Origin of the sequence: Pseudomonas sp. W2-17 (genome assembly GCF_041060445.1) — a bacterium.
GTDB lineage: Bacteria > Pseudomonadota > Gammaproteobacteria > Pseudomonadales > Pseudomonadaceae > Aquipseudomonas.
This window is the reverse complement of sequence record NZ_JAUFNS010000021.1, coordinates 1-21,198: the sequence shown is the minus strand read 5'-3', so window position 1 is coordinate 21,198 and position 21,198 is coordinate 1. Positions and strand designations below refer to the sequence as shown.

Here is a 21,198-nt window from a genome sequence, read left to right as displayed (position 1 = left end):
ATGAAAGCCCCTGGCCCACAGCGGACGTTGCCGTTTCACAGGACGTTCGGCGTTGCCTTGTGCGCGCTGCTGCTCAGTGCCTGTGCCGTCGGCCCGGATTACAAGACGCCGGACATGCCGACGCCCGCGCACTTCAAGCAGGCCGAAGGCTGGACCCAGGCCAACCCGAGTGATGCGATGGCGCGCGGCGCGTGGTGGGAGATTTATGGCGACGCCCAGCTCAACGCGCTGGTGCAGAAACTCAACACCTCCAACCAGACCGTGGCGCAATACGAGGCCCAATACCGGCAGGCGGCTGCCCTGGTGCGCAGTGCGCGGGGTGCGTTCTTCCCGACGCTGGACCTGACCACCAGTAAGAACCGTTCGAGCCAGGGCACCGGCAGCAGCAGTTCGAGCCTGAGCAGTTCCAGCAGCGGCATTCGTGACACCTACAACGCGCAATTGGGCGTCAGTTGGGAAGCCGACGTGTGGGGCAAGTTGCGTCGCGGGCTGGAAGCCGACAAGGCCAGCGCCCAGGCGAGCCTCGCCGATCTGGCGTCGATGCGCCTGAGCCTGCAATCGCAACTGGTGCAGAGCTATCTGCAACTGCGGGTGATCGACGAGCAGAAGCGCTTGCTCGAAGCGACCGTTGACGCCTATCAGCGCTCGCTGACCATGACCCAGAACCAGTACCGCGCCGGGATTTCCGGCCGCGACGCCACCGCCCAGGCGCAGACGCAGCTCAAGAGCACCCAGGCTGACCTGATCGACCTGCAATGGCAGCGTGCCCAGTTCGAAAACGCGATCGCCGTGCTGATGGGCCAGGCGCCAGCGGATTTCAGCCTCGCGGCGACCACCTCGATTCCGGCGGTACCGCAGATCCCGGCGCAGCTGCCGTCACAGTTGCTTGAACGCCGCCCTGATATTGCCGCCGCCGAGCGTTCGGTCATGACCGCCAACGCCAATATCGGCGTGGCCAAGGCCGCGTATTACCCGGACCTTACCCTGAGCATGAGCGGCGGTTACAGCAGCAGCACCGTCAGCGACTGGATTTCCCTGCCCAATCGCTTCTGGTCGGTGGGCCCGCAACTGGCGATGACCCTGTTCGACGGTGGCCAGCGCGCTGCCGAAGTGGACCGTACCGAAGCGGTCTACGACCAGACCGTCGCCCAGTACCGCCAGACCGTGCTCGACGGCTTCAAGGAAGTCGAGGACTACATGGGCCAGTTGCGCGTGTATGAGGAGGAAGCCGGGGTGCGCGACGAGGCGCTGCAATCGGCGCGTGATTCTCTGCGTCTGACCAACAACCAGTACAAGGCCGGGCTGATTGGCTACCTGGACGTGGTCAACGTGCAGACCACCGCGCTGAGCAACGAACGCAGCGTGCTGAACGTGCTGGAAAGCCGGTTGGTCGCCAGCGCCCAGTTGATTGCGGCATTGGGTGGCGGCTGGGACGCCGCGACCGGACTGAGACCGGGTGCGGAAGTATCCAACCGTTAATTCCAGCTAAATAGCTATGTGCCATCTTTGCGACGGAGTGACGGGACTTTCACGGGAATTTCGGTACAATCGCCGCCAAATTGATCAGGGCTGAAAGGCCGCACTCCGTTGAGCCAAGAGCCAGCCCATGTTGATCGGCCATTACACCTATTCGCTGGTTTTGATTTCGTTTCTGGTCGCGATACTTGCGTCCTATACCACCCTTGATCTGGCCGGGCGCATCGCCTCGGCCAGTGGCCGGGCCCGCGGGCTGTGGATGGCCGGTGGTGCGCTGTCCATGGGCGTCGGCATCTGGTCGATGCACTTCATCGGCATGCTCGCGTTCAACCTGCCGATCCAGCTGGCGTACGACATCCCGCTGACGGTGCTCTCGCTGATCATCGCCATTTTTTCCTCGGGCTTCGCCCTGTGGCTGGTCAGTCACGACCGTGTGCCGCTGCCGCATCTCCTGTTTGGCGCAGTGGTCATGGGGCTCGGCACCAGCGCCATGCACTACACCGGCATGGCGGCGATGCGCATGCAGCCGGGCATCGATTACGACCCCGGCCTGTTCGGCCTTTCGCTGTTGATCGCCGTCAGCGCTTCGGCCGTAGCGCTGGCGATTGCCGTGCGTCTGCGCCGGCAGACGCCTTACGTTCGGCTGGCCCGCGCCGGTGCGGCGGTGATCATGGGCTTCGCCATCCTCGGCATGCATTTCACCGGCATGAGCGCGGCGAACTTTCCCGAGGGCAGTTTCTGCGGCGCGACACTCAACGGTCTGCACACCAATGGCCTGGACAAACTGGTGCTGGTCACCAGTCTGGCGGTGCTGGGCATCACGCTGCTGACCTCCGTGCTCGATGCCCGCCTGGAAGCGCGTACCGCTCAGTTGTCGCTGTCGCTGAAAGAAGCCAACCGCGAGCTCACGCAGCTGGCCCTGCACGACAACCTCACCGGGCTGCCCAACCGCATCCTGCTGGCGGATCGCATCGATCAGGCCATGCGCAAGGTCGACGCCCAGGGCGGCATGTTCGCCCTGATGTTTCTGGATCTGGACGGCTTCAAACCGGTGAACGATGCGTTCGGTCACCATGTCGGCGATCAGCTGTTGCGCGCGGTGGCTGTGCGCATGCGGGAAAATTTCCATCGCCACGACACCCTGGCGCGCATCGGCGGCGACGAGTTCGTGCTGCTGGTCGAGCTCGACGATGGCGAAGAGGCGGTCAGCGTGGCCTCGCGCCAGGTTTCCCTGGTGAGCCAGCCGTTCAGCGTGCAGGAACATGATCTGCAGGTGACGGTGAGCATCGGCATCAGCCTGTACCCCGGCAACGGCCGCACTCAGCAGGAATTGCTGATGAACGCCGACGCCGCCATGTACCACGCCAAGAACGCTGGCAAGAACGGCTACAGCTTTTTCGATGCCTCGATGAACACCAACGCGCGCAATCAGCTGCAGCTGTTACAGGACTTGCGCCTTGCGCTGCGTGAAGGGCAGTTCTGCCTGCATTACCAGCCGAAATTCTCCGCTGGCACCCACCAGCCGGTGGGTGCTGAAGCGCTGGTGCGCTGGAATCATCCGCAGCTCGGGTTGCTGATGCCGGACAAATTCATTGGTCTCGCCGAAAAAACCGGCCTGATCATCCCCATCGGCGAGTGGGTGCTGCACGAGGCCTGCCGGCAGATGAAGCGCTGGTACGACAGCGGCTTTACCCACTGGCGCATTGCGGTGAACCTGTCGGCGTTGCAGTTCAGCCATGTCGGGCTGGTCGAAACCGTCGCGGACGCGCTGGCGACCCACGGTCTGCCGGCCAACTGCCTGACCCTGGAAATCACCGAAACCACTGCCATGAGCGACGCCGATGCGAGCATGACCGTGCTGCAGAAGCTCTCGGACATGCACGTCGACCTGTCCATCGACGACTTCGGCACCGGCTATTCCAGCCTGATGTACCTCAAGCGTCTGCCGGCCAACGAATTGAAGATCGACCGCGGTTTCGTCCGCGATCTGGAGCACGACAGCGACGACGCGGCCATTGTCTCGGCCATCGTTGCGCTGGGCCAGGCGCTGAACCTGCGCATCGTCGCCGAAGGTGTCGAGACCGCCAGCCAGCAGAATTTCCTTACGCGCCTGGGCTGCGACTCGCTGCAGGGTTACCTGCTGGGTTATCCGCTGCCGGCCGAGCGGTTCATGGCAGACATCGAAGCCGCGCGGCATCGTGTCAGCGAAATCACGGATTGAGTGTTAATGCCCACCCCACCTCCACGCATTGATCGAACGGGAACATTTATGGATAAAAATCTCCTCATCACCGGCGGCTCCCGGGGTATTGGAGCCGCCACGGCGGTTCTGGCAGCAGCGCAGGGCTATCGCGTGTGCGTCAACTATCTGTCCGATCACGCCTCCGCCGAGCGGCTGTGCGGGCAGATTCGCGAGGCGGGCGGTCATGCCATCGCGGTGCAGGCCGACGTCAGCAACGAGGACGAGATCATTCGCCTGTTTGCGCGGATCGATTCGGAGATGGGGCGGATCACTGCGCTGGTCAACAACGCCGGCACGGTGGGCGAGGCGTCGCGGCTGGACACCATGTCCGAGTTTCGTCTGCTGAAAATCATGATGAGCAACGTGGTCGGGCCGATGCTGTGCAGCAAGCACGCACTGCTGCGCATGTTGCCCCGCCACGGCGGGCGCGGCGGCAGCATCGTCAATGTGTCGTCCGTCGCCGCACGGCTCGGGTCACCCGGCGAATACGTCGACTACGCGGCGTCGAAGGGCGCGCTGGACACCTTCACCGTCGGGCTGGCCAAGGAAGTGGCAGGCGAGGGCGTGCGGGTCAATGCCGTGCGCCCCGGTTACATCTTCACCGAGTTCCACGCCCTGAGCGGTGACCCCCATCGCGTCAGCAAGCTGGAACCGACCATCCCCATGGGCCGTGGCGGACTGGCCGATGAAGTAGCGCAGGCAATTCTGTGGCTGCTGTCCGACAAGGCCTCGTATTCGACGGGTTCGTTCATTGATCTGGGGGGCGGGCGCTGACGGCTCTGCAGCCAGCGCTGAGGCCGTCTGCGCCTGGCGGGCCAACGGCTAACCCATCATCGAGCGAATGATCTTCCCCAGCGTCTCCATCGCCCGTTCAGCGGTTTCGCCCCACGGGCTGCCGTAGTTCAGGCGGATGAAATGCTTGAACCGCCGCGTTGGCGAGAACATCGGGCCGGGGGCGATGCTGATGCCCTGTGCGAGGGCGGCCTGGAACACTTTCAGTGAATCGATCTGTTCCGGTAGCTCAACCCACAGGAAGTACCCGCCGGTGGGCTGGCTGACGCGGGTCTGCGCCGGGAAGTAACGGGCAATGGCGCCGAGCATGGCGCGCTGCTGATCTTCCAGGCTGTGGCGGAGCTTGCGCAGGTGGCGGTCGTAACCGCCGTGTTGCAGGTAATCGGCGATGGCGGCCTGGGCGGGCATCGAGGCGCACAGTGAGGTCATGATCTTCAGCCGCTCGACCTTTTGCGCATAGCGCCCGGCAGCGACCCAGCCCACCCGATAACCGGGCGCGAGGCTTTTGGCGAACGAGCCGCAATGCAGCACCAGGCCTTCGGTGTCGAACGCCTTGGCCGGCTTTGGCGCGTGCTGGCCGTAATACAGCTCGGCGTAGACGTCATCCTCGATCAGCGGCACCTCATGCTTGCGCAGCAGCTCCACCAGCTCGCGTTTGCGCGCTTCAGGCAGCGTCGCGCCGGTGGGGTTCTGAAAACTGGTCATGCTCCAGCAGGCCCTGATCGGGTAGCGCTCGAGCGCCTGCTCAAGCACCGCCAGGTCAATGCCCTGTTGCGGGTGCACCGGTATTTCCACCGCCTTGAGCTTCAGCCGTTCGAGCACCTGCAGACAGGCGTAGAACGCCGGCGCCTCGATGGCCACCAGATCGCCGGGCTCGGTCACCGCTTGCAGGCACAGATTCAGCGCTTCGAGGGCGCCGTTGGTGATCAGCAACTCGTCCATGGGCAGCATTTGCCCGGCGACCATGTACCGCAGCGCGATTTGTCGGCGCAGCGCCGGATTGCCGGGCGACAGGTCGCTGACCACCATGCGCGGGTCCATGTCGCGGGTGGCACTGGCGAGGGAGCGGGCCAGGCGCTGCAACGGGAACAGCCCGGCGCTGGGGAAGGCGGAGCCGAAGGGCACGGTGTTCGGGTCCTTGATGGATTCGAGGACCGAAAACACCAGATCGCTGACGTCGACTTCGGTGGACTCGCTCACCTGTGGCGCGGGACGCGCATCCTGCTCCGACGCACGATCGCCAAGCCCTTGCAGGCGGACACTGTCGTTGACGAAGTAGCCGGAGCGCGGGCGTGCCCGGATCAGGCCTCGACGTTCCAGCAAGTAGTACGCCTGGAACACCGTAGACGGGCTGATGCCATGGGTCTGGCTGGCGTAGCGCACTGAAGGCACGCGTTGCCCTGCCGCCAGCACCCCCGATCGGATCAGCTCGGCAATGTCGTCGGCAAACTTTTCATAGCGCTTCATGGCGGGCTCGTGCTGAGTGGCTTCTGGGGTGCAGCCGCCATACAGAAGCGACTGACGCAGGACGGAGGACCCGGCTGCAGGACCGGAATATGCCCTCGGCCTGCGCATTAGTACAGATGCAGATCGGCTGACAACCACCGGATCAGGCGCATCTCTTCGGTATCCACCTCCCGCACTCTCGCCCTGCGCTGCGGTCCATACCGCACTGACGTTAACCGAAGGGAATGCACTGATGAATGCCTGGTGGGAAGAAGTGGTGGACACACTGCAGGCCGAGTTCTCTGATATCACCGATGCCGGGCAGATCACCCGCGTGACCATACGCCTGGTCATCGCGGCGCTGCTGGGCGGGATTCTGGGTTTCGAGCGGGAACACAAGGGCAAGGCCGCCGGTGTCCGAACGCACATGCTGGTGTGCATGGGGGCCGCGCTGTTTGTGCTGGTGCCGCGCATGGCCGGTGCCGACGACGCTGCATTGAGCCGGGTGGTGCAGGGCATTGTGGCGGGGATCGGCTTTCTCGGCGCCGGGACCATCCTCAAGGGTGATGCGCTCAATGCCACTCAGGTGAAAGGCCTGACCACGGCGGCCGGTTTGTGGATGACCGCGGCCATTGGTATCGCGGCGGGGATGGGCAGGGAGATGACGGCAGTCTTGAGTACGGTGCTGGCACTGGGCATCTTTAGCCTGATGCCGATGATCGTCAGGCGGGTTGAGTCGGCGGAAGAACGTGCACACGACCCCGCCCGCAAAACAGGTGGCGATGCGCAGGAGCCGTGAGCCGGCGATTATTCAGGGGTATTCAGGGCTGACGGCTGGTTAATAGTGCAGGCTGTGTGAAAACCCTCCACCAAAAATGAACTGCGCGCTCTCACGTGAATTTTGCAAATGCTCGCGTGGTTTGCAGACTCAGATTTCGCGTAGAAACGCATTTTTTAGTACATTTTTTGAGCAGTGCATCGGCGTTCGGGGTTTTCACACAGCCTGAGTGGGACCGGCTTTAGCCGGGAAGAGGCCAGTGGGTGCGCCCTCAACATCGCGGCTAGCCCTCTAACAGCTTCCCGGCTAAAGCCGGTCCTACAACGCCTTGCGTCAGCCGGGAAGGGCATTGAATCACTCAGGAAACGTGTCATCCAGAATGGCCGGAGGCTCACCGTTTGGCGGGTCACCCACCGGCGGTTCGATCACCGGAGGCATGAGCGGGGAAGGGGGCTCCTCGGGCTTGGGCACCGGCAATTCGGGATCGTCTATATTCGGATCGGGCGTTTCTGCGGGAACGGGAATGCTCATGGTCTTCGCTTCCTTGGGTTCGTCGAGAGGGCGTGTCAGGTGACGTTGCAGCACACCCGCCATCACGCACCTATATCGACCGCAGCGCCCTGACAATGATTCACTCAATCCGCCTGGATACCCCGTTACGCCGGAGCCCCGGCCTGCCATTATCCATGCAGTAACTTGATCAAACGTCACGCAAGCTGTTTGAACTTTTGCCCGAGGCTGGCGTTCGGAACCTATGCTGCCACGTCCGGATGCGTTGATCCCGTGGCTCTCTCTTATGTTATGGACAAAGACGCTGATGCAATGGGCGCCCCACGGTGGGCGTCCCTGGGCGTGAGGAGTGATGCTCGATGAATGATACTGCTGATCAGCCGTACGGCCCGGATTCCCTGGCCAACGATGTTCTCCACTCTATCCACCCTATCCCCCTGACCCAAGCCTTGCAGCTGCCGCGGATCGTGATCGAGGACACCCAGCCGGTGATCGATAACGGTCAGTTGGCGGCCAAGGCCGTTGTTGGTCAGCCGGTCACGGTCACCAGCAAAATCTACGCCGACGGCCACGACAAGATGGCCGTCCGTATCGTCTACCGGGCCATCGACGATGAAGAATGGCAATCGGTGCCTATGCGCGAGCTGGGCAATGACAGCTGGATCGGCGAATTCACCCCGCCGACCTTTACCCGCTATGTCTATCGCCTTGAAGCCTGGATCGATCAGTTCGGCAGCTACCGCTACGAGCTGGAAAAGAAATACGCCGCCGGCGTGACCATTGATCTGGAGCTGGAAGAAGGGCGCCTGCACCTGGTGCACGCCGCCGAGCGCAGCAAGCTGGAAGTGCGTGGGCAACTCGACACCCTGATCACGCGCTTCGGTGAGACCACCGAAAACGAGGCCAAGGTGGCGCTGCTACTGAGCAGCGACGCGGCCAGCGTCATGGCCAAGGCCGACAATCACGCGTTCCTCAGCCGCAGTCTGGAATTCCCCCTGGACGTCGAACGTGAGCTGGCCCAGTTCGCCAGCTGGTACGAGCTGTTTCCACGTTCGATCACCGACGACAAAAAGCGTCACGGCACCTTCAAGGACGTTCATACGCGCCTGCCGATGATTCGCGACATGGGCTTCGACGTGCTGTATTTCCCGCCGATCCACCCGATCGGTCGCGCTCACCGCAAAGGCCCGAACAACTCCCTCACCGCAGGGCCGGATGATGTGGGCAGCCCGTACGCCATCGGCAGCGAGGATGGAGGCCACGACGCTATTCACCCGCAACTGGGTACCCGCGAAGACTTCCGCGAGCTGGTCGCCGCTGCAGCCGAGCACGGTCTGGAAATCGCCCTGGATTTCGCTATCCAGTGCTCCCAGGACCACCTGTGGCTCAAAGAACACCCGGGCTGGTTCTCGTGGCGTCCCGACGGCACGATCCGTTACGCGGAAAACCCGCCGAAGAAATACCAGGACATCGTCAACGTTGATTTCTATGCGCCGGACGCGATTCCGGGCCTGTGGACCGAGCTGCGTGACGTGATCCTCGGCTGGGTGAAGGAGGGCGTGAAGATCTTTCGCGTCGACAACCCGCACACCAAGCCGCTGCCGTTCTGGCAGTGGATGATTGCCGACGTGCGCAGCCAGCACCCTGAAGTCATGTTCCTCGCCGAGGCGTTCACCAAGCCGGCGATGATGGCGCGTCTGGGCAAGGTCGGTTATTCCCAGAGCTACACCTACTTCACCTGGCGCAACACCAAGGCCGAACTCAGCGAGTACTTCACTCAGCTCAACGAGTCGCCATGGCGCGAGTGCTACCGCCCGAATTTCTTCGTCAACACGCCGGACATCAACCCGCCGTTCCTGCATGATTCAGGTCGTCCGGGCTTCCTGATCCGCGCCGCGCTGGCGACCATGGGGTCGGGTCTATGGGGCATGTATTCGGGCTTCGAGCGGTGCGAATCGGCGCCGGTCCCGGGCAAAGAGGAATACCTGGACTCGGAGAAGTACGAGATCCGTCCGCGCGACTTCACCGCGCCTGGCAATATCATTGCCGAGATCGCCCAGCTCAACCGCATCCGTCGCCAGAACCCGGCGCTGCAGACCCACCTGGGCCTGAAGATCTACACCGCGTACAACGACAACATCCTGTACTTCGGCAAGCGCACGGCGGATGGCAGCAACTTCATTCTGGTCGCGGTCAACCTTGACCCGCGCAACGCGCAGGAAGCGACGTTCGAGCTGCCGCTGTGGGAAATGGGCCTGCCGGACGATGCCGCCACCCTGGGCGAAGACTTGATGACCGGGCATTCCTGGACCTGGTATGGCAAGTACCAGTTCATGCGTCTGGACCCTTCGTACCAGCCGTTCGGTATATGGCGCATCAAAGCCACAAACCAATAATTAAAAGGATGTGGTCATGGCAAAGAAACCCCGCAACGCTGCCTTTATTGAAGACCCGCTCTGGTATAAGGATGCGGTGATTTACCAGGTCCACGTGAAGTCGTTTTTCGATTCCAATGACGACGGCATCGGTGACTTCCCCGGCCTGATCGCCAAGCTCGACTACATTGCCCAACTGGGCGTCAACACCATCTGGCTGCTGCCGTTCTACCCGTCGCCACGCCGCGACGATGGCTATGACATCTCCGAGTACCGTGGCGTACACAGCGACTACGGCACCATGGCCGACGCGAAGAAGTTTATCGCCGAGGCGCACGACCGCGGCCTGCGGGTGATCACCGAGCTGGTCATCAACCACACCTCGGATCAACACGCGTGGTTTCAGCGTGCCCGGCATGCGAAGAAGGGCTCCAAGGCGCGGGATTTCTACGTCTGGTCCGACGATCCGCAGAAGTACGACGGCACCCGGATTATCTTTCTCGACACCGAGAAGTCCAACTGGACCTGGGACCCGGTGGCCGAGCAGTACTTCTGGCACCGTTTCTATTCTCACCAGCCGGACCTGAACTTCGACAATCCGCAGGTCATGAAAGCGGTGATCGAGGTCATGCGCTACTGGCTGGACATGGGCATCGACGGCCTGCGTCTGGACGCGATTCCGTACCTGATCGAGCGTGACGGCACCAACAACGAAAACCTGCCGGAGACCCACCAGGTCCTCAAGCAGATCCGTGCCGAAATCGACGCCAACTACCCCGACCGCATGCTGCTGGCCGAAGCCAACCAGTGGCCGGAAGACACCCAGCTGTATTTCGGTGACCGCAAGGGCAAGGACGGCGACGAATGCCACATGGCGTTCCACTTTCCGCTAATGCCGCGCATGTACATGGCGGTGGCCCAGGAGGACCGTTTCCCGATCACCGACATCCTGCGCCAGACGCCGGAAATCCCGGAGAACTGTCAGTGGGCGATCTTCTTGCGCAACCACGATGAACTGACGCTGGAAATGGTCACCGACCGCGAGCGTGATTACCTGTGGAATTACTACGCCTCGGACCGTCGCGCGCGGATCAACCTGGGCATCCGTCGTCGCCTGGCGCCACTGCTGGAACGTGACCGCCGCCGCGTTGAACTGCTCAACAGCATGTTGCTGTCCATGCCCGGCACGCCGACCCTGTACTACGGCGACGAAATCGGCATGGGCGACAACATTTACCTCGGCGACCGCGACGGTGTGCGCACGCCGATGCAATGGTCGATCGACCGCAACGGCGGCTTTTCCCGCGCCAACCCGGCGAGCTTGGTGCTGCCGCCGATCATGGACCCGCTGTACGGTTACCAGTCGGTCAACGTCGAAGCCCAGGATCACGACCCGCATTCGCTGCTCAACTGGACCCGGCGCATGCTCGCTGTGCGCAGGCAGCAGAAGGCTTTTGGCCGCGGCACCCTGAAAATGCTCTCGCCGAGCAACCGTCGCATTTTGGCCTACACCCGTGAATACACCGGGCCGGACGGCAAGACCGAAATCATCCTCTGCGTCGCCAACGTCTCGGCCGCTTCCCAGGCCGCCGAGCTTGAACTGGCGCCCTACGCCGGGACCGTTCCGGTCGAGATGCTCGGTGGCAGCGCCTTTCCACCTATTGGCCAGCTCAATTACCTGCTGACGTTGCCGCCGTACGGCTTCTACTGGTTCTTGCTGGCCGCGGAGAATCAAATGCCCAGCTGGCACGTTGAACCGGCCCAGAGCATGCCGGACTTCCCGACCCTGGTGCTCAAGCAGCGCCTGGAAGAATTGCTCGAAGAACCCCTGCGCCAGACCATGGAGCAGCAGTCGCTGTCGGTCTATCTGCCGAAACGCCGCTGGTTCGCCGGCAAGGGCACGGCCATTGACAGCATTCACATCGCCTACGCCGTGCGCTTCGGCTCCACAGTGCGCCCGGCGTTGCTGAGCGAAATCGAAGTCACCTCTGGCGGCGAAAAGGTCCGCTACCAATTGCCGTTCGGCCTGTTGCCGGAAGACGACATCAGCAGCGCGTTGCCGCAGCAGTTGGCCTTGTCCCGTGTGCGTCGTGGCCGTCAGGTCGGCTTGATCACCGATGCGTTCACCCTTGAGCCGTTCATTCGCAACGTCATCAAAGGCATGCAGGACAACACCGTGCTGGCGACGCCGGACGGTGAGCTGCAGTTCCAGAGCACGTCGCAACTGGCGCCGCTGGGGCTGAACGAAGACGCCGAGGTGCGTTACCTCTCGGCCGAACAGTCCAACAGCTCGGTGGTGGTCGGCAGGAAGCTGGTCCTGAAAATGATTCGTCGTGTCGCGGCCGGTACTCACCCTGAGCTGGAAATGGGCGCATACCTCACCGAAGCCGGCTACCCGCACATCTCGCCGCTGTTGGGCGCAGTCGTGCGCGTCGACGGGCAGGGCGAGAAGAACCTGCTGATGATCGCCCAGGGTTACCTGAGCAATCAGGGCGATGCATGGGAATGGACGCAGAACAACCTCGAACGCGCCGTGCGCGATCACATGGCCCACGGTCAGTCGGCGCTGGAGCAGCAAGCCAACGCGCTGATCGAGCTGAAAGACTTCGCCGGCCTGCTGGGGCAGCGTCTGGGCGAGATGCACGTGATTCTCGGCGCGCCAACGGATAACCCGGACTTCAAGACCGAAGTCACCAGCGTCAAGGACAGCGAGGCCTCGGCGAAGAGCGTGTCGGCGCAGATCGAGCGCGCCTTGCAGCTGCTTGAACAGCACCGCGACTCCCTGGAGGCCCAGGATCAGCAGCTCATCACTGAGCTGCTGGGCAAACGCAAAGCGCTGCTGGCCCAAGTGAAGACCCTGGCCAAGCAGTCCGTTGGCGGCCTGAGAATGCGCGTGCATGGCGACCTGCACCTCGGCCAAATGCTGGTGGTGAAGGGCGATGCCTACCTGATCGACTTCGAAGGCGAGCCGGCGCGTCCGCTGCAGGAACGTCGGGCCAAATACAGCCCGTTCAAAGATGTCAGCGGCGTACTCCGCTCGTTCGACTACGCTGCGGCGATGGCGGTGCGCAACGCGCAAAGTGCCGACACGTCGGTGCAGGCCGAAACCGCCCGCCAGCAAGTGGCCGAGACGTATTTGAGGCAGGCGCGCGAGGCGTTCCTCGACGCCTATCGCAAGGCCACCGTCGAAGTGGGTCACGACTGGAAAGATGCCAAGGGTGAAGCGGCCGCGCTGGCGCTGTTCACGCTGGAAAAAGCCGCTTATGAAGTGGCCTACGAGGCCGAGAATCGGCCGACATGGTTGTCGGTTCCGCTTCAAGGTTTACGCGGGCTTCTCGACCTGTCTGATGGAGAATGAAAATGAGTGCGTCTGACCAATTCGGTAACGGCAACCACGCAATATTGCCCAGCGCCGTCGACCTGGACGCGTTGATCCGTGCGGAGCATCGCGACCCGTTCTCGATGCTTGGCCCCCACAGCGATGGTGCTGAAGGCCAGGTGATCCGTGCCTATCTGCCCAATGCCCTGGCCGTTCGCGTGCTCTCGCGCGACGGCGAACGTGACCTCGGCGAGCTGAGCATGACCGACAAGCCGGGCTTCTTTGCCGGCCACTTTGCGGTTCGCGAACCCTATCTGCTGAAAATCTCGTGGGCCACCGGCGAGCAAATCACCGAAGACCCTTATAGCTTCGGCGAGCAGTTGGGCGAGATGGACTTGTACCTGTTCGCCGAGGGCAACCACCGCGACTTGAGCAGCGCTCTGGGCGCACAGGTCAAGAATGTCGATGGCGTCGACGGCGTACGTTTCTCGGTATGGGCACCGAATGCCCGCCGTGTCTCGGTGGTCGGCGACTTCAATAGCTGGGACGGTCGTCGTCATCCGATGCGCCTACGTCATCCGACCGGCGTGTGGGAAATTTTCATTCCGCGCATCGGCCCGGGTGAAGCGTACAAGTACGAGATCCTCGGCCAGCACGGTGTTCTGCCGCTGAAAGCTGACCCGATGGCCCTGGCCACCCAGCTGCCGCCGGCAACAGCGTCAAAAGTCGCTGCGCCGCTGACGTTCGAGTGGCAGGACCACGACTGGATGCAGTCCCGGGGTGAAAAGCACGACATTCATCAGCCGCTGTCGATCTACGAGCTGCACGCCGGTTCGTGGCAGTGGCACCACGGCGGTGATGACGAGCCGGATCGCCCGTACGACTGGCGCGAGCTGGCTGAAAACCTGATTCCTTACATCAAGGACCTGGGTTTCACCCACATCGAATTGATGCCGATCATGGAACACCCGTTCGGCGGCTCATGGGGTTATCAGGTGTTGTCGCAGTTTGCACCGAGTGCGCGCTACGGCAAACCGGAAGACTTCGCTGCCTTCGTTGATGCCTGCCACCTTAACGACATCGGCGTAATTCTTGATTGGGTGCCGGCGCACTTTCCGACCGATGCACACGGTCTGGCCCAATTCGACGGGACAGCGCTGTACGAATACGCCAACCCCCATGAAGGTTTCCATCAGGACTGGAATACCCTGATCTACAACCTGGGTCGCACCGAAGTCCACGGTTTCATGATTGCCTCCGGTATCCATTGGCTGAAGAACTTCCACGTCGATGCGTTGCGCGTGGATGCGGTGGCGTCAATGCTGTATCGCGACTATTCCCGCAATGCCGGCGAATGGGTCCCGAACCGTTACGGCGGCCGCGAAAACCTGGAAGCCATCGACTTCCTGCGCCACTTGAACGACGTGGTCGCCATCGAGGCGCCGGGCGCGTTGGTCATTGCCGAGGAATCGACGTCCTGGCCGGGCGTTTCGCAGCCCACCCAACAGGGCGGTCTGGGTTTCTCGTACAAGTGGAACATGGGCTGGATGCACGACACGCTGAAGTACATCGAGCAGGACCCGATCCATCGCCAGCATCACCATTCTCAACTGAGTTTTGGCCTGGTCTATGCCTGGTCCGAGCGGTTTGTGCTGCCGATTTCCCACGATGAAGTGGTGCACGGCAAGCATTCCTTGATCGACAAAATGCCCGGCGACCGCTGGCAGAAATTTGCCAACCTGCGCGCGTACCTGTCGTTCATGTGGACCCACCCGGGTAAGAAGCTGCTGTTCATGGGCTGCGAGTTTGCCCAGTGGCGCGAGTGGAACCACGACACCGAGTTGGACTGGCATTTCCTGCAGTACGCCGAGCACAAAGGTGTCCACACGCTGGTCAGTGACCTCAATCGGCTGTATCGCACGGAGAAGGCGCTGTACGAGCAGGACTGTCAGCCACAGGGTTTCCAGTGGGTGATCGGTGACGACGCCGGCAACAGCGTTTATGCCTATCTGCGCTGGAGCAAGGAGGGCGAGCCGCTGCTGGTGGTAGCCAACCTGACACCGGTGCCGCGCGAGGGCTATCGTGTCGGCGTGCCGTTCAGCGGCAAGTGGACCGAGCTGTTCAACAGCGACGCGGGGGTCTATGCCGGTTCCAACTTCGGCAACGGCGGCGGCGTGCGCACCGACGACATCAAGAGCCATGGCCAGGCGTTCTCGCTGCCCTTGAATCTGCCGCCGCTGGGTGTGGTGATCCTCAAGCCGACCGTGGAGCAGCTGCAGCAGGAGGGTTGATTTCCTCCGCCACACTGTTGTGAACCTGTGGGGGCGAGCTTGCTCGCGAATAGCTTTCCATCAGTCGACCTGATCGTCTGATGAAGCATTCGCCAGCGGGCTCGCTCCCACAGTCGTTTCAGCCCTTCCAACAAACGTTGTGGGACCTTTCCCGGACGAATGTCATCCCTCGCCACTGAACCTGACATCTTTTGAATGGTCTGTTGACCACTGCGCGCGCAGTACGCTGGGGCCACGGCCTTCGACGTCTGGCTGAATTTCGCCCGCGCCAGATGCCTTTTCCAGCCGTTGCAGCGCGTTGTTCGTCGCTGCCCGACCAGGCGTGATTCCCTTGCATGCGGCCCGCCCACCGGCCTTCTTTTCAATTTGTCGAAGATTATCCATGCCTATTTCTCGCTCCGATGTCTCCCTTCGCTTTACCCCTGTGCCGGGCGTTCGACGCCGTTTGCTCAACGCCGGCCTGCTGACCTCGCTGTTGTCCATTGCCGTTGCCAGCCCGTTGGTCCACGCCGAAACGCAGAGCAAAGACCGCTGGGTCAGCGACACCCTCAGCACTTACGTGCGCAGTGGCCCCACCGACGGCTATCGCATCGTCGGCACGCTGAAATCCGGTCAGAAGGTCGAGCTGATCAACACCCAGGGCGATTACAGCCAGGTGCGCGGCAGCGCCGGCGATAACGTCTGGATTCCCACCGCTGACCTGCAGGAAGTGCCGGGGCAGGCCGAGCGCTTGCCGCAACTGACGCAGAAAGCCGCTGACCTCAGCGCGCAACTGAAGACCATCGACGACGACTGGAAGACCAAGGTTCAGGGCATGCAGGAAACTCTAGAGTCGCGCAAGAAACTGGTCGACGAGCTCGAGGCCCGCACCAAGGACCTGAACGCGCAGCTGGCCAGCGCCCAGTCGGATTTGCGCACGACCCAGGCGAAACTCGGTGACGAGAACAATCAGGTGCTGATGCGTTACATGGTTTACGGCGGCAGCATCGCCGGCGCCGGGCTGTTGCTGGGCCTGATCCTCCCGTCCCTGACCAAGGGCCGCAAGCGCAACGATCGGTGGTTTTGAGCCTGCTCGGCACTGCCGTCCGCACACATGCGCACTGAACCCGGCATTCTCCATGCCGGATTTTTAACACTTACTGGCAACTTTCCCCGCATGCGCTATTTTAGTGCGGGGCGTCCTCTGCTCCCGGCTATTTCCCATCACAAGAAAAAGAGAATCCCGCCCATGAAGTTCGAACCCTTCGCCCAATCCCTCATTGCGACGGCGCTCATCCTTGGTCTGTCCTGCGCCAACGCCGCTTCCGTGGCCCCGGCAGCTGCTGAAAACGGCATGGTCGTCACCGCGCAGCACCTGGCCACCCACGTGGGCGTTGACGTGCTCAAGTCGGGCGGCAACGCAGTCGATGCGGCCGTCGCCGTGGGCTACGCGCTGGCGGTGGTCTATCCCGCCGCCGGCAACCTGGGCGGGGGCGGTTTCATGACCATCCAGCTGGCGGACGGGCGCAAGACCTTCCTCGACTTCCGCGAAAAAGCGCCGCTGGCGGCCACCGCCAACATGTACCTGGACAAGGACGGCAACGTCGTGCCGGACCTGAGTTCCAAGGGGCACCTGGCCGTCGGCGTGCCCGGCACGGTGTCCGGGATGGAAATGGCGCTCAGCAAATATGGCACCAAAAAACGCGCCGAAGTCATTGCGCCGGCGATCAAGCTCGCTGAAAACGGCTTCGCCCTGGAGCAGGGAGACGTTGACCTGCTCGGCACTGCCACCGACGAGTTCAAGGCCGACGCCAAAGACCTCGGCACGATCTTTCTGAACAAGGGACAGCCGCTGCAAGTCGGCGACACCCTGGTGCAGAAAGACCTCGCCAAGACCCTCAAGGAAATCTCCGCCAAAGGCAGCGACGGTTTCTACAAGGGCTGGGTGGCCAAGGCCATCGTCGATTCCAGCCAGGCGGGGAAGGGCATCATCACCCAGGCGGATCTGGACAAATACGCGACCCGGGAACTGGCGCCGATCGAGTGTGATTACCGCGGCTACCACGTGGTCTCGGCGCCACCACCGAGCTCCGGCGGCGTGGTCATCTGCGAGATCATGAACATCCTCGAAGGCTACCCGATGCAGGAATTGGGTTATCACTCCGCCCAGGGCCTGCATTACCAGATCGAAGCCATGCGTCACGCCTACGTCGACCGCAACAGCTACCTGGGCGATCCGGATTTCGTCAAAAACCCGATCAGCCATCTGCTCGACCGCGACTACGCCGCCAAGCTGCGCGCCGCCATCGAACCGCAGAAAGCCGGCATCTCCCAGAACATTAAACCCGGCGTCGCGCCCCACGAAGGCAACAACACCACGCACTATTCCATCGTCGACAAATGGGGCAACGCGGTGTCCGTCACCTACACCCTCAACGACTGGTTCGGCGCTGGGGTGATGGCGAGCAGCACCGGCGTGATCCTCAACGACGAGATGGACGACTTCACCTCCAAGGTCGGCGTGCCGAACATGTACGGCCTGATTCAGGGCGAAGCCAACGCCATCGCACCGGGCAAATCGCCGTTGTCGTCCATGAGCCCGACCATCGTCACCAAGGACGGCAAGACCGTGATGGTGGTTGGCACGCCGGGCGGCAGCCGTATCATCACCGCCACCTTGCTGACCATGCTCAACGTCATTGACTACGGCATGAACATCCAGGAGGCGGTCGATGCGCCACGTTTCCACCAGCAGTGGATGCCGGAAACCACCAACCTGGAAGCCTTCGCCGTGAGCCCTGACACCCAGAAGATCCTGGAAAGCTGGGGCCATAAGTTTGCAGGTCCTCAGGACGCCAACCACTTGGCCGCCATTCTCGTGGGCGCGCCTTCGCTCGGTGGGAAGCCAGTGGGTAACAACCGTTTCTACGGCGCCAACGATCCGCGTCGCAGCACGGGGTTGTCGCTCGGTTATTGATCTGCGCGACAGCCGAGTCACCGGACGGGGCAGGGTGCTCATGGCCGGTGACGAGGCGCTGTGGTGGTTTCGGGCCACACCCTGCGCGTGATTTTGATTGCGCGCAGGATGCCTTGAAGTGTTATGTTATAACTCGCTTTTTCAGGCCTTGCATGGGCCTGTCGGTTATCGCGCTTCGAGAGTCCACTGCGTATGCAAACCCTGTCTGTCCCTCTGCAATCCCCCGCCACGTCCATCGGCCACCCCGGCCGCCTGCAATCGATCGACGCGCTGCGTGGGCTGATCATCATCTTCATGTTGCTCGACCACGTGCGCGAGACGTTCTTTCTGCACCACCAGGTCAGCGACCCGATGGATGTCGCTCACACCAGCGTCGATCTGTTCATCAGCCGCACCCTCGCTCATTTCTGCGCACCGCTGTTCGTGTTCCTGACCGGGCTTTCCGCCTGGCTGTACGGTGAACGGCATGCGGGCAAGGGCGCGGTGGCGGGCTTTCTGTTCAAGCGCGGGCTGGTGTTGATCGCGCTGGAACTGACGTTGGTGAATTTCGCCTGGACGTTCCAGTTTCCACCGACGGTGATTTACCTGCAGGTCATCTGGGCCATTGGGCTGAGCATGATTGCGCTGTCGGCGATGGTGGTATTGCCGCGCGGTGTGCTGGCGGCGCTGGGGCTGGCGATCATCGCCGGGCATAACCTGCTGGACGACGTGCATTTTGCCGTGGGTTCGGCGATGCATATTCCGTGGGCGATTCTGCATGACCGCGGCTGGATCGACGTCGGCGACAGTTTGCGCTTGCGCACCTCGTACCCACTGCTGCCGTGGATCGGCGTGATCGCCGTGGGTTACGCCGCGGGGCCGTGGTTTGGCCGCGACGCGAATGCACAGAAGCGCGAGATCAACCTGATCGCCTGGGGGTTTGGCGCATTGGCGCTATTTCTCGCCCTGCGCGGCATCAATGGTTATGGCGAAAAGCCGTGGGTGGAGGGTGACACCACGGCCCACACGCTGATGAGCGTCCTCAACGTCACCAAATACCCGCCGTCGTTGCTGTTCATCAGCCTGACCCTGGGCGTCGGCGTGCTGGTGCTGGCCTGGCTTGAGCGACAACAGGGGCGGGCATGGCTGCGACCGCTGCTGGCGTTTGGCGCGGCGCCGATGTTTTTCTATCTGCTGCACTTGTATGTGCTGAAGCTGCTGTATGTCGGGGCGGTGGCGATCTGGGGCACCTCCCAAGGCCAATACTTCGGGTTTACGTCGGTGCTGGGCCTGTGGGGTTGCGCCGCGGTGCTCACTGTCGTGCTGTTGCCGGCGGTGAGCGGGTTCGCGGCGCTCAAGGCGCGACGCCGGGACATCGCCTGGCTCAAGTACTTCTGAGCACGGCCATTTCTGGGTGGCTTGCTGCATAAATCACGGTGCAGACGCGGGCCTCTTCCCGGCTGAAGCCAGTCCTACTGGAACCGCGTGCATTTAGTGGGACCGGCTTTAGCCGGGAAGGTGTCAGATGTCGCGCAGGCTGCGTTCCATGCGCGCCAGGCCTTCTTCCAGCATTGGCCGTGGGCAGCCGAAGTTCAGACGCACGAACTGGCCACAGTCGTCGCCGAATTCCAACCCGTCGCTGAGCGCGACTTTGGCGTGTTCGAGGAAGAACTGCTGCGGGCTTTCCAGCCCCAGGCCCGAGCAATCCAGCCACGCCAGATAGGTGCTCTGGGGCAGGTTCATCGTCATACCGGGGAAGCGGGTTTTGATGGCCGCGGCCAGATAATCGCGGTTGTCCTGCAGGTACGCCATGACCTGTTCCAGCCACGGGCCGCCTTCGCGATAGGCCACTTCGGTCGCCTCCAGGCCCAGGGCGTTGACGCTGTCCACCAACCCCAGCCGCCCGGCATTGAAACGCTGGCGCAGCTCGGGGTTCTGCACCACGGCGAACGCTGTTTTCAGACCGGCAATGTTCCAGGCCTTGCTCGCCGACATCAGCGTCACGCTGCGCGCCGCGATCTCCGGGCTCAGGGAAGCGATCGGCGTGTGCTGACGGCCGTCGAACAACAGGTCGGCGTGGATCTCATCGGAAATGATCAGTGCATCCCGTCGCACGCAGGCTTCGCCGATGGCCAGCAATTCGTCGCGTTCGAAAACCTTGCCCAGCGGGTTGTGGGGATTGCTCAGCAGCAGCGCGCCGTGGTCGGGCAGCGCGCGTTCCAGCGCCGCCAGGTCGGTGGGGTATTCACCCTGGGCGTCAGCATGGAAGGGCAGATCGATGCGCGGCAGTTTCCAGTTGGCCGGCGCGTGCAGCAGCGGTGAGTAGTTGGGCGTCTGCACCAGCACCGCGCTGGACGGCGAAACCAGCGCGTGGAGTGCCATGTTCACGCCAGGCTCGACCCCGGGCAGAAACACCAGATCCTGCGCCTCGATCTGCCAGCCGTAACGGGCGGCGAGATGCTTGACCAGTGTTTCACGCAGCGCCTGTTGGGGCACGGAGTAGCCCAGCAGCGGATGCTCCAGACGGTTCCTCAGCGCCTGCACAATGGGCGCGGCTACCGGGAAATCCATGTCCGCCACCCACATCGGCAGCACGTCTTCGGGGTACTGGCTCCACTTTTTGCTGCCGGTGTTCAAGCGCTGAAAAACGTTATTCAGATCCATGTTCTGGCCTGTCCTGCTCGAAAAAAGAGGGGATTGTGCCAGAGAATGGCGGCCTGGGTTTGCTGTCGATTTGCGGTTTGTAGGATTAGTCCGTAAATGCCGCTGGAACCGTCTCCTTCGTGTCTCCCCCTCTGGAGTCACACTTTGAAATGTCGCATCTTCGCCCGCTTCAGCCCTCTCTCATGGACGAGTTGACCCGGTTTTCTGCCGACCGGTCAGGGGCGTTTCTTCCGACACGGACGCTCATTCATGCTCACCTTATTGCCGCCTTTCTTCGATCACAGTCGCCATAAGCTTGTCATTCATCGCCTGCCTGTCGCGCTCGACGTTTTAGCCTTTGAAGGTGAAGAACAGTTGAGTCAGCCGTTTC

14 protein-coding genes are annotated in these 21,198 nt (G+C 62.4%); 10 read left to right on the top strand and 4 right to left on the bottom strand.

What is annotated here, in order from left to right; genetic code table 11:
- From QWI20_RS22045 to QWI20_RS22035, 3 genes are all read left to right on the top strand, one after another.
- Positions 1–1,479 carry an efflux transporter outer membrane subunit gene (locus tag QWI20_RS22045; protein ID WP_369307257.1) on the top strand — a complete coding sequence of 493 codons (1,479 nt, stop codon included), beginning with the start codon at positions 1–3 and terminating at the stop codon, positions 1,477–1,479.
- 127 nt (positions 1,480–1,606) lie between these two features.
- Positions 1,607–3,697, top strand: a complete 2,091-nt coding sequence (locus QWI20_RS22040) for a putative bifunctional diguanylate cyclase/phosphodiesterase (protein ID WP_369307218.1) — start codon at positions 1,607–1,609, stop codon at positions 3,695–3,697.
- Between the two features lie 48 nt (positions 3,698–3,745).
- Positions 3,746–4,492 carry an SDR family oxidoreductase gene (locus QWI20_RS22035; RefSeq protein WP_369307217.1) on the top strand — a complete coding sequence of 249 codons (747 nt, stop codon included), beginning with the start codon at positions 3,746–3,748 and terminating at the stop codon, positions 4,490–4,492.
- Positions 4,493–4,540: 48 nt separating this feature from the next.
- On the opposite strand, the gene mapR is transcribed toward QWI20_RS22035, so the two are convergent.
- Entirely contained in the window at positions 4,541–5,977 is a 1,437-nt protein-coding gene (mapR, locus tag QWI20_RS22030; RefSeq protein ID WP_369307216.1) for a GntR family transcriptional regulator MpaR, read from the bottom strand.
- A 232-nt stretch (positions 5,978–6,209) separates the two neighbouring features.
- Between mapR and QWI20_RS22025 the strand changes: the two genes are divergently transcribed.
- On the top strand, positions 6,210–6,755 hold the full coding sequence (locus QWI20_RS22025) for an MgtC/SapB family protein (RefSeq protein WP_369307215.1): 546 nt from the start codon (positions 6,210–6,212) through the stop codon (positions 6,753–6,755).
- A 333-nt stretch (positions 6,756–7,088) separates the two neighbouring features.
- Here the strand turns inward: QWI20_RS22025 and QWI20_RS22020 are convergent, their stop codons facing one another.
- A complete protein-coding gene (locus tag QWI20_RS22020; RefSeq protein WP_369307214.1) occupies positions 7,089–7,265 on the bottom strand; it encodes a hypothetical protein in 177 nt (58 codons plus the stop codon).
- A 338-nt stretch (positions 7,266–7,603) separates the two neighbouring features.
- Here QWI20_RS22020 and QWI20_RS22015 point away from each other — a divergent pair, with 338 nt between their 5' ends.
- From QWI20_RS22015 to glgB, 3 genes are read left to right on the top strand one after another with little or no spacing between them, the layout of a single operon-like run.
- A complete protein-coding gene (locus QWI20_RS22015; RefSeq protein WP_369307213.1) occupies positions 7,604–9,640 on the top strand; it encodes an alpha-1,4-glucan--maltose-1-phosphate maltosyltransferase in 2,037 nt (678 codons plus the stop codon).
- Positions 9,641–9,656: 16 nt separating this feature from the next.
- Positions 9,657–12,977 (top strand): maltose alpha-D-glucosyltransferase, encoded by a 3,321-nt coding sequence (treS, locus tag QWI20_RS22010; RefSeq protein WP_369307212.1) that lies wholly within the window; start codon positions 9,657–9,659, stop codon positions 12,975–12,977.
- A gap of 2 nt (positions 12,978–12,979) precedes the next feature.
- Positions 12,980–15,229: a 1,4-alpha-glucan branching protein GlgB gene (gene glgB, locus QWI20_RS22005; protein ID WP_369307211.1), complete on the top strand. Its 2,250-nt coding sequence runs from the start codon at positions 12,980–12,982 to the stop codon at positions 15,227–15,229.
- Between the two features lie 162 nt (positions 15,230–15,391).
- On the opposite strand, the gene QWI20_RS22000 is transcribed toward glgB, so the two are convergent.
- Positions 15,392–15,613, bottom strand: coding sequence for a hypothetical protein (locus QWI20_RS22000; RefSeq protein WP_369307210.1), 222 nt, complete (start codon positions 15,611–15,613; stop codon positions 15,392–15,394).
- On the opposite strand from QWI20_RS22000, the gene QWI20_RS21995 reads away from it, so the two are divergent.
- From QWI20_RS21995 to QWI20_RS21985, 3 genes are all read left to right on the top strand, one after another.
- Positions 15,612–16,295, top strand: coding sequence for a TIGR04211 family SH3 domain-containing protein (locus QWI20_RS21995; RefSeq protein WP_369307209.1), 684 nt, complete (start codon positions 15,612–15,614; stop codon positions 16,293–16,295). The genes QWI20_RS22000 and QWI20_RS21995 overlap by 2 nt on opposite strands.
- 162 nt (positions 16,296–16,457) lie before the next feature.
- Positions 16,458–18,185, top strand: a complete 1,728-nt coding sequence (gene ggt, locus QWI20_RS21990) for a gamma-glutamyltransferase (RefSeq protein WP_369307208.1) — start codon at positions 16,458–16,460, stop codon at positions 18,183–18,185.
- 192 nt (positions 18,186–18,377) lie between these two features.
- Positions 18,378–19,562 (top strand): DUF1624 domain-containing protein, encoded by a 1,185-nt coding sequence (locus tag QWI20_RS21985; RefSeq protein WP_369307207.1) that lies wholly within the window; start codon positions 18,378–18,380, stop codon positions 19,560–19,562.
- A 123-nt stretch (positions 19,563–19,685) separates the two neighbouring features.
- On the opposite strand, the gene QWI20_RS21980 is transcribed toward QWI20_RS21985, so the two are convergent.
- Positions 19,686–20,828: a MalY/PatB family protein gene (locus QWI20_RS21980; protein WP_369307206.1), complete on the bottom strand. Its 1,143-nt coding sequence runs from the start codon at positions 20,826–20,828 to the stop codon at positions 19,686–19,688.
- Between the last annotated feature and the right edge of the window lie 370 nt (positions 20,829–21,198).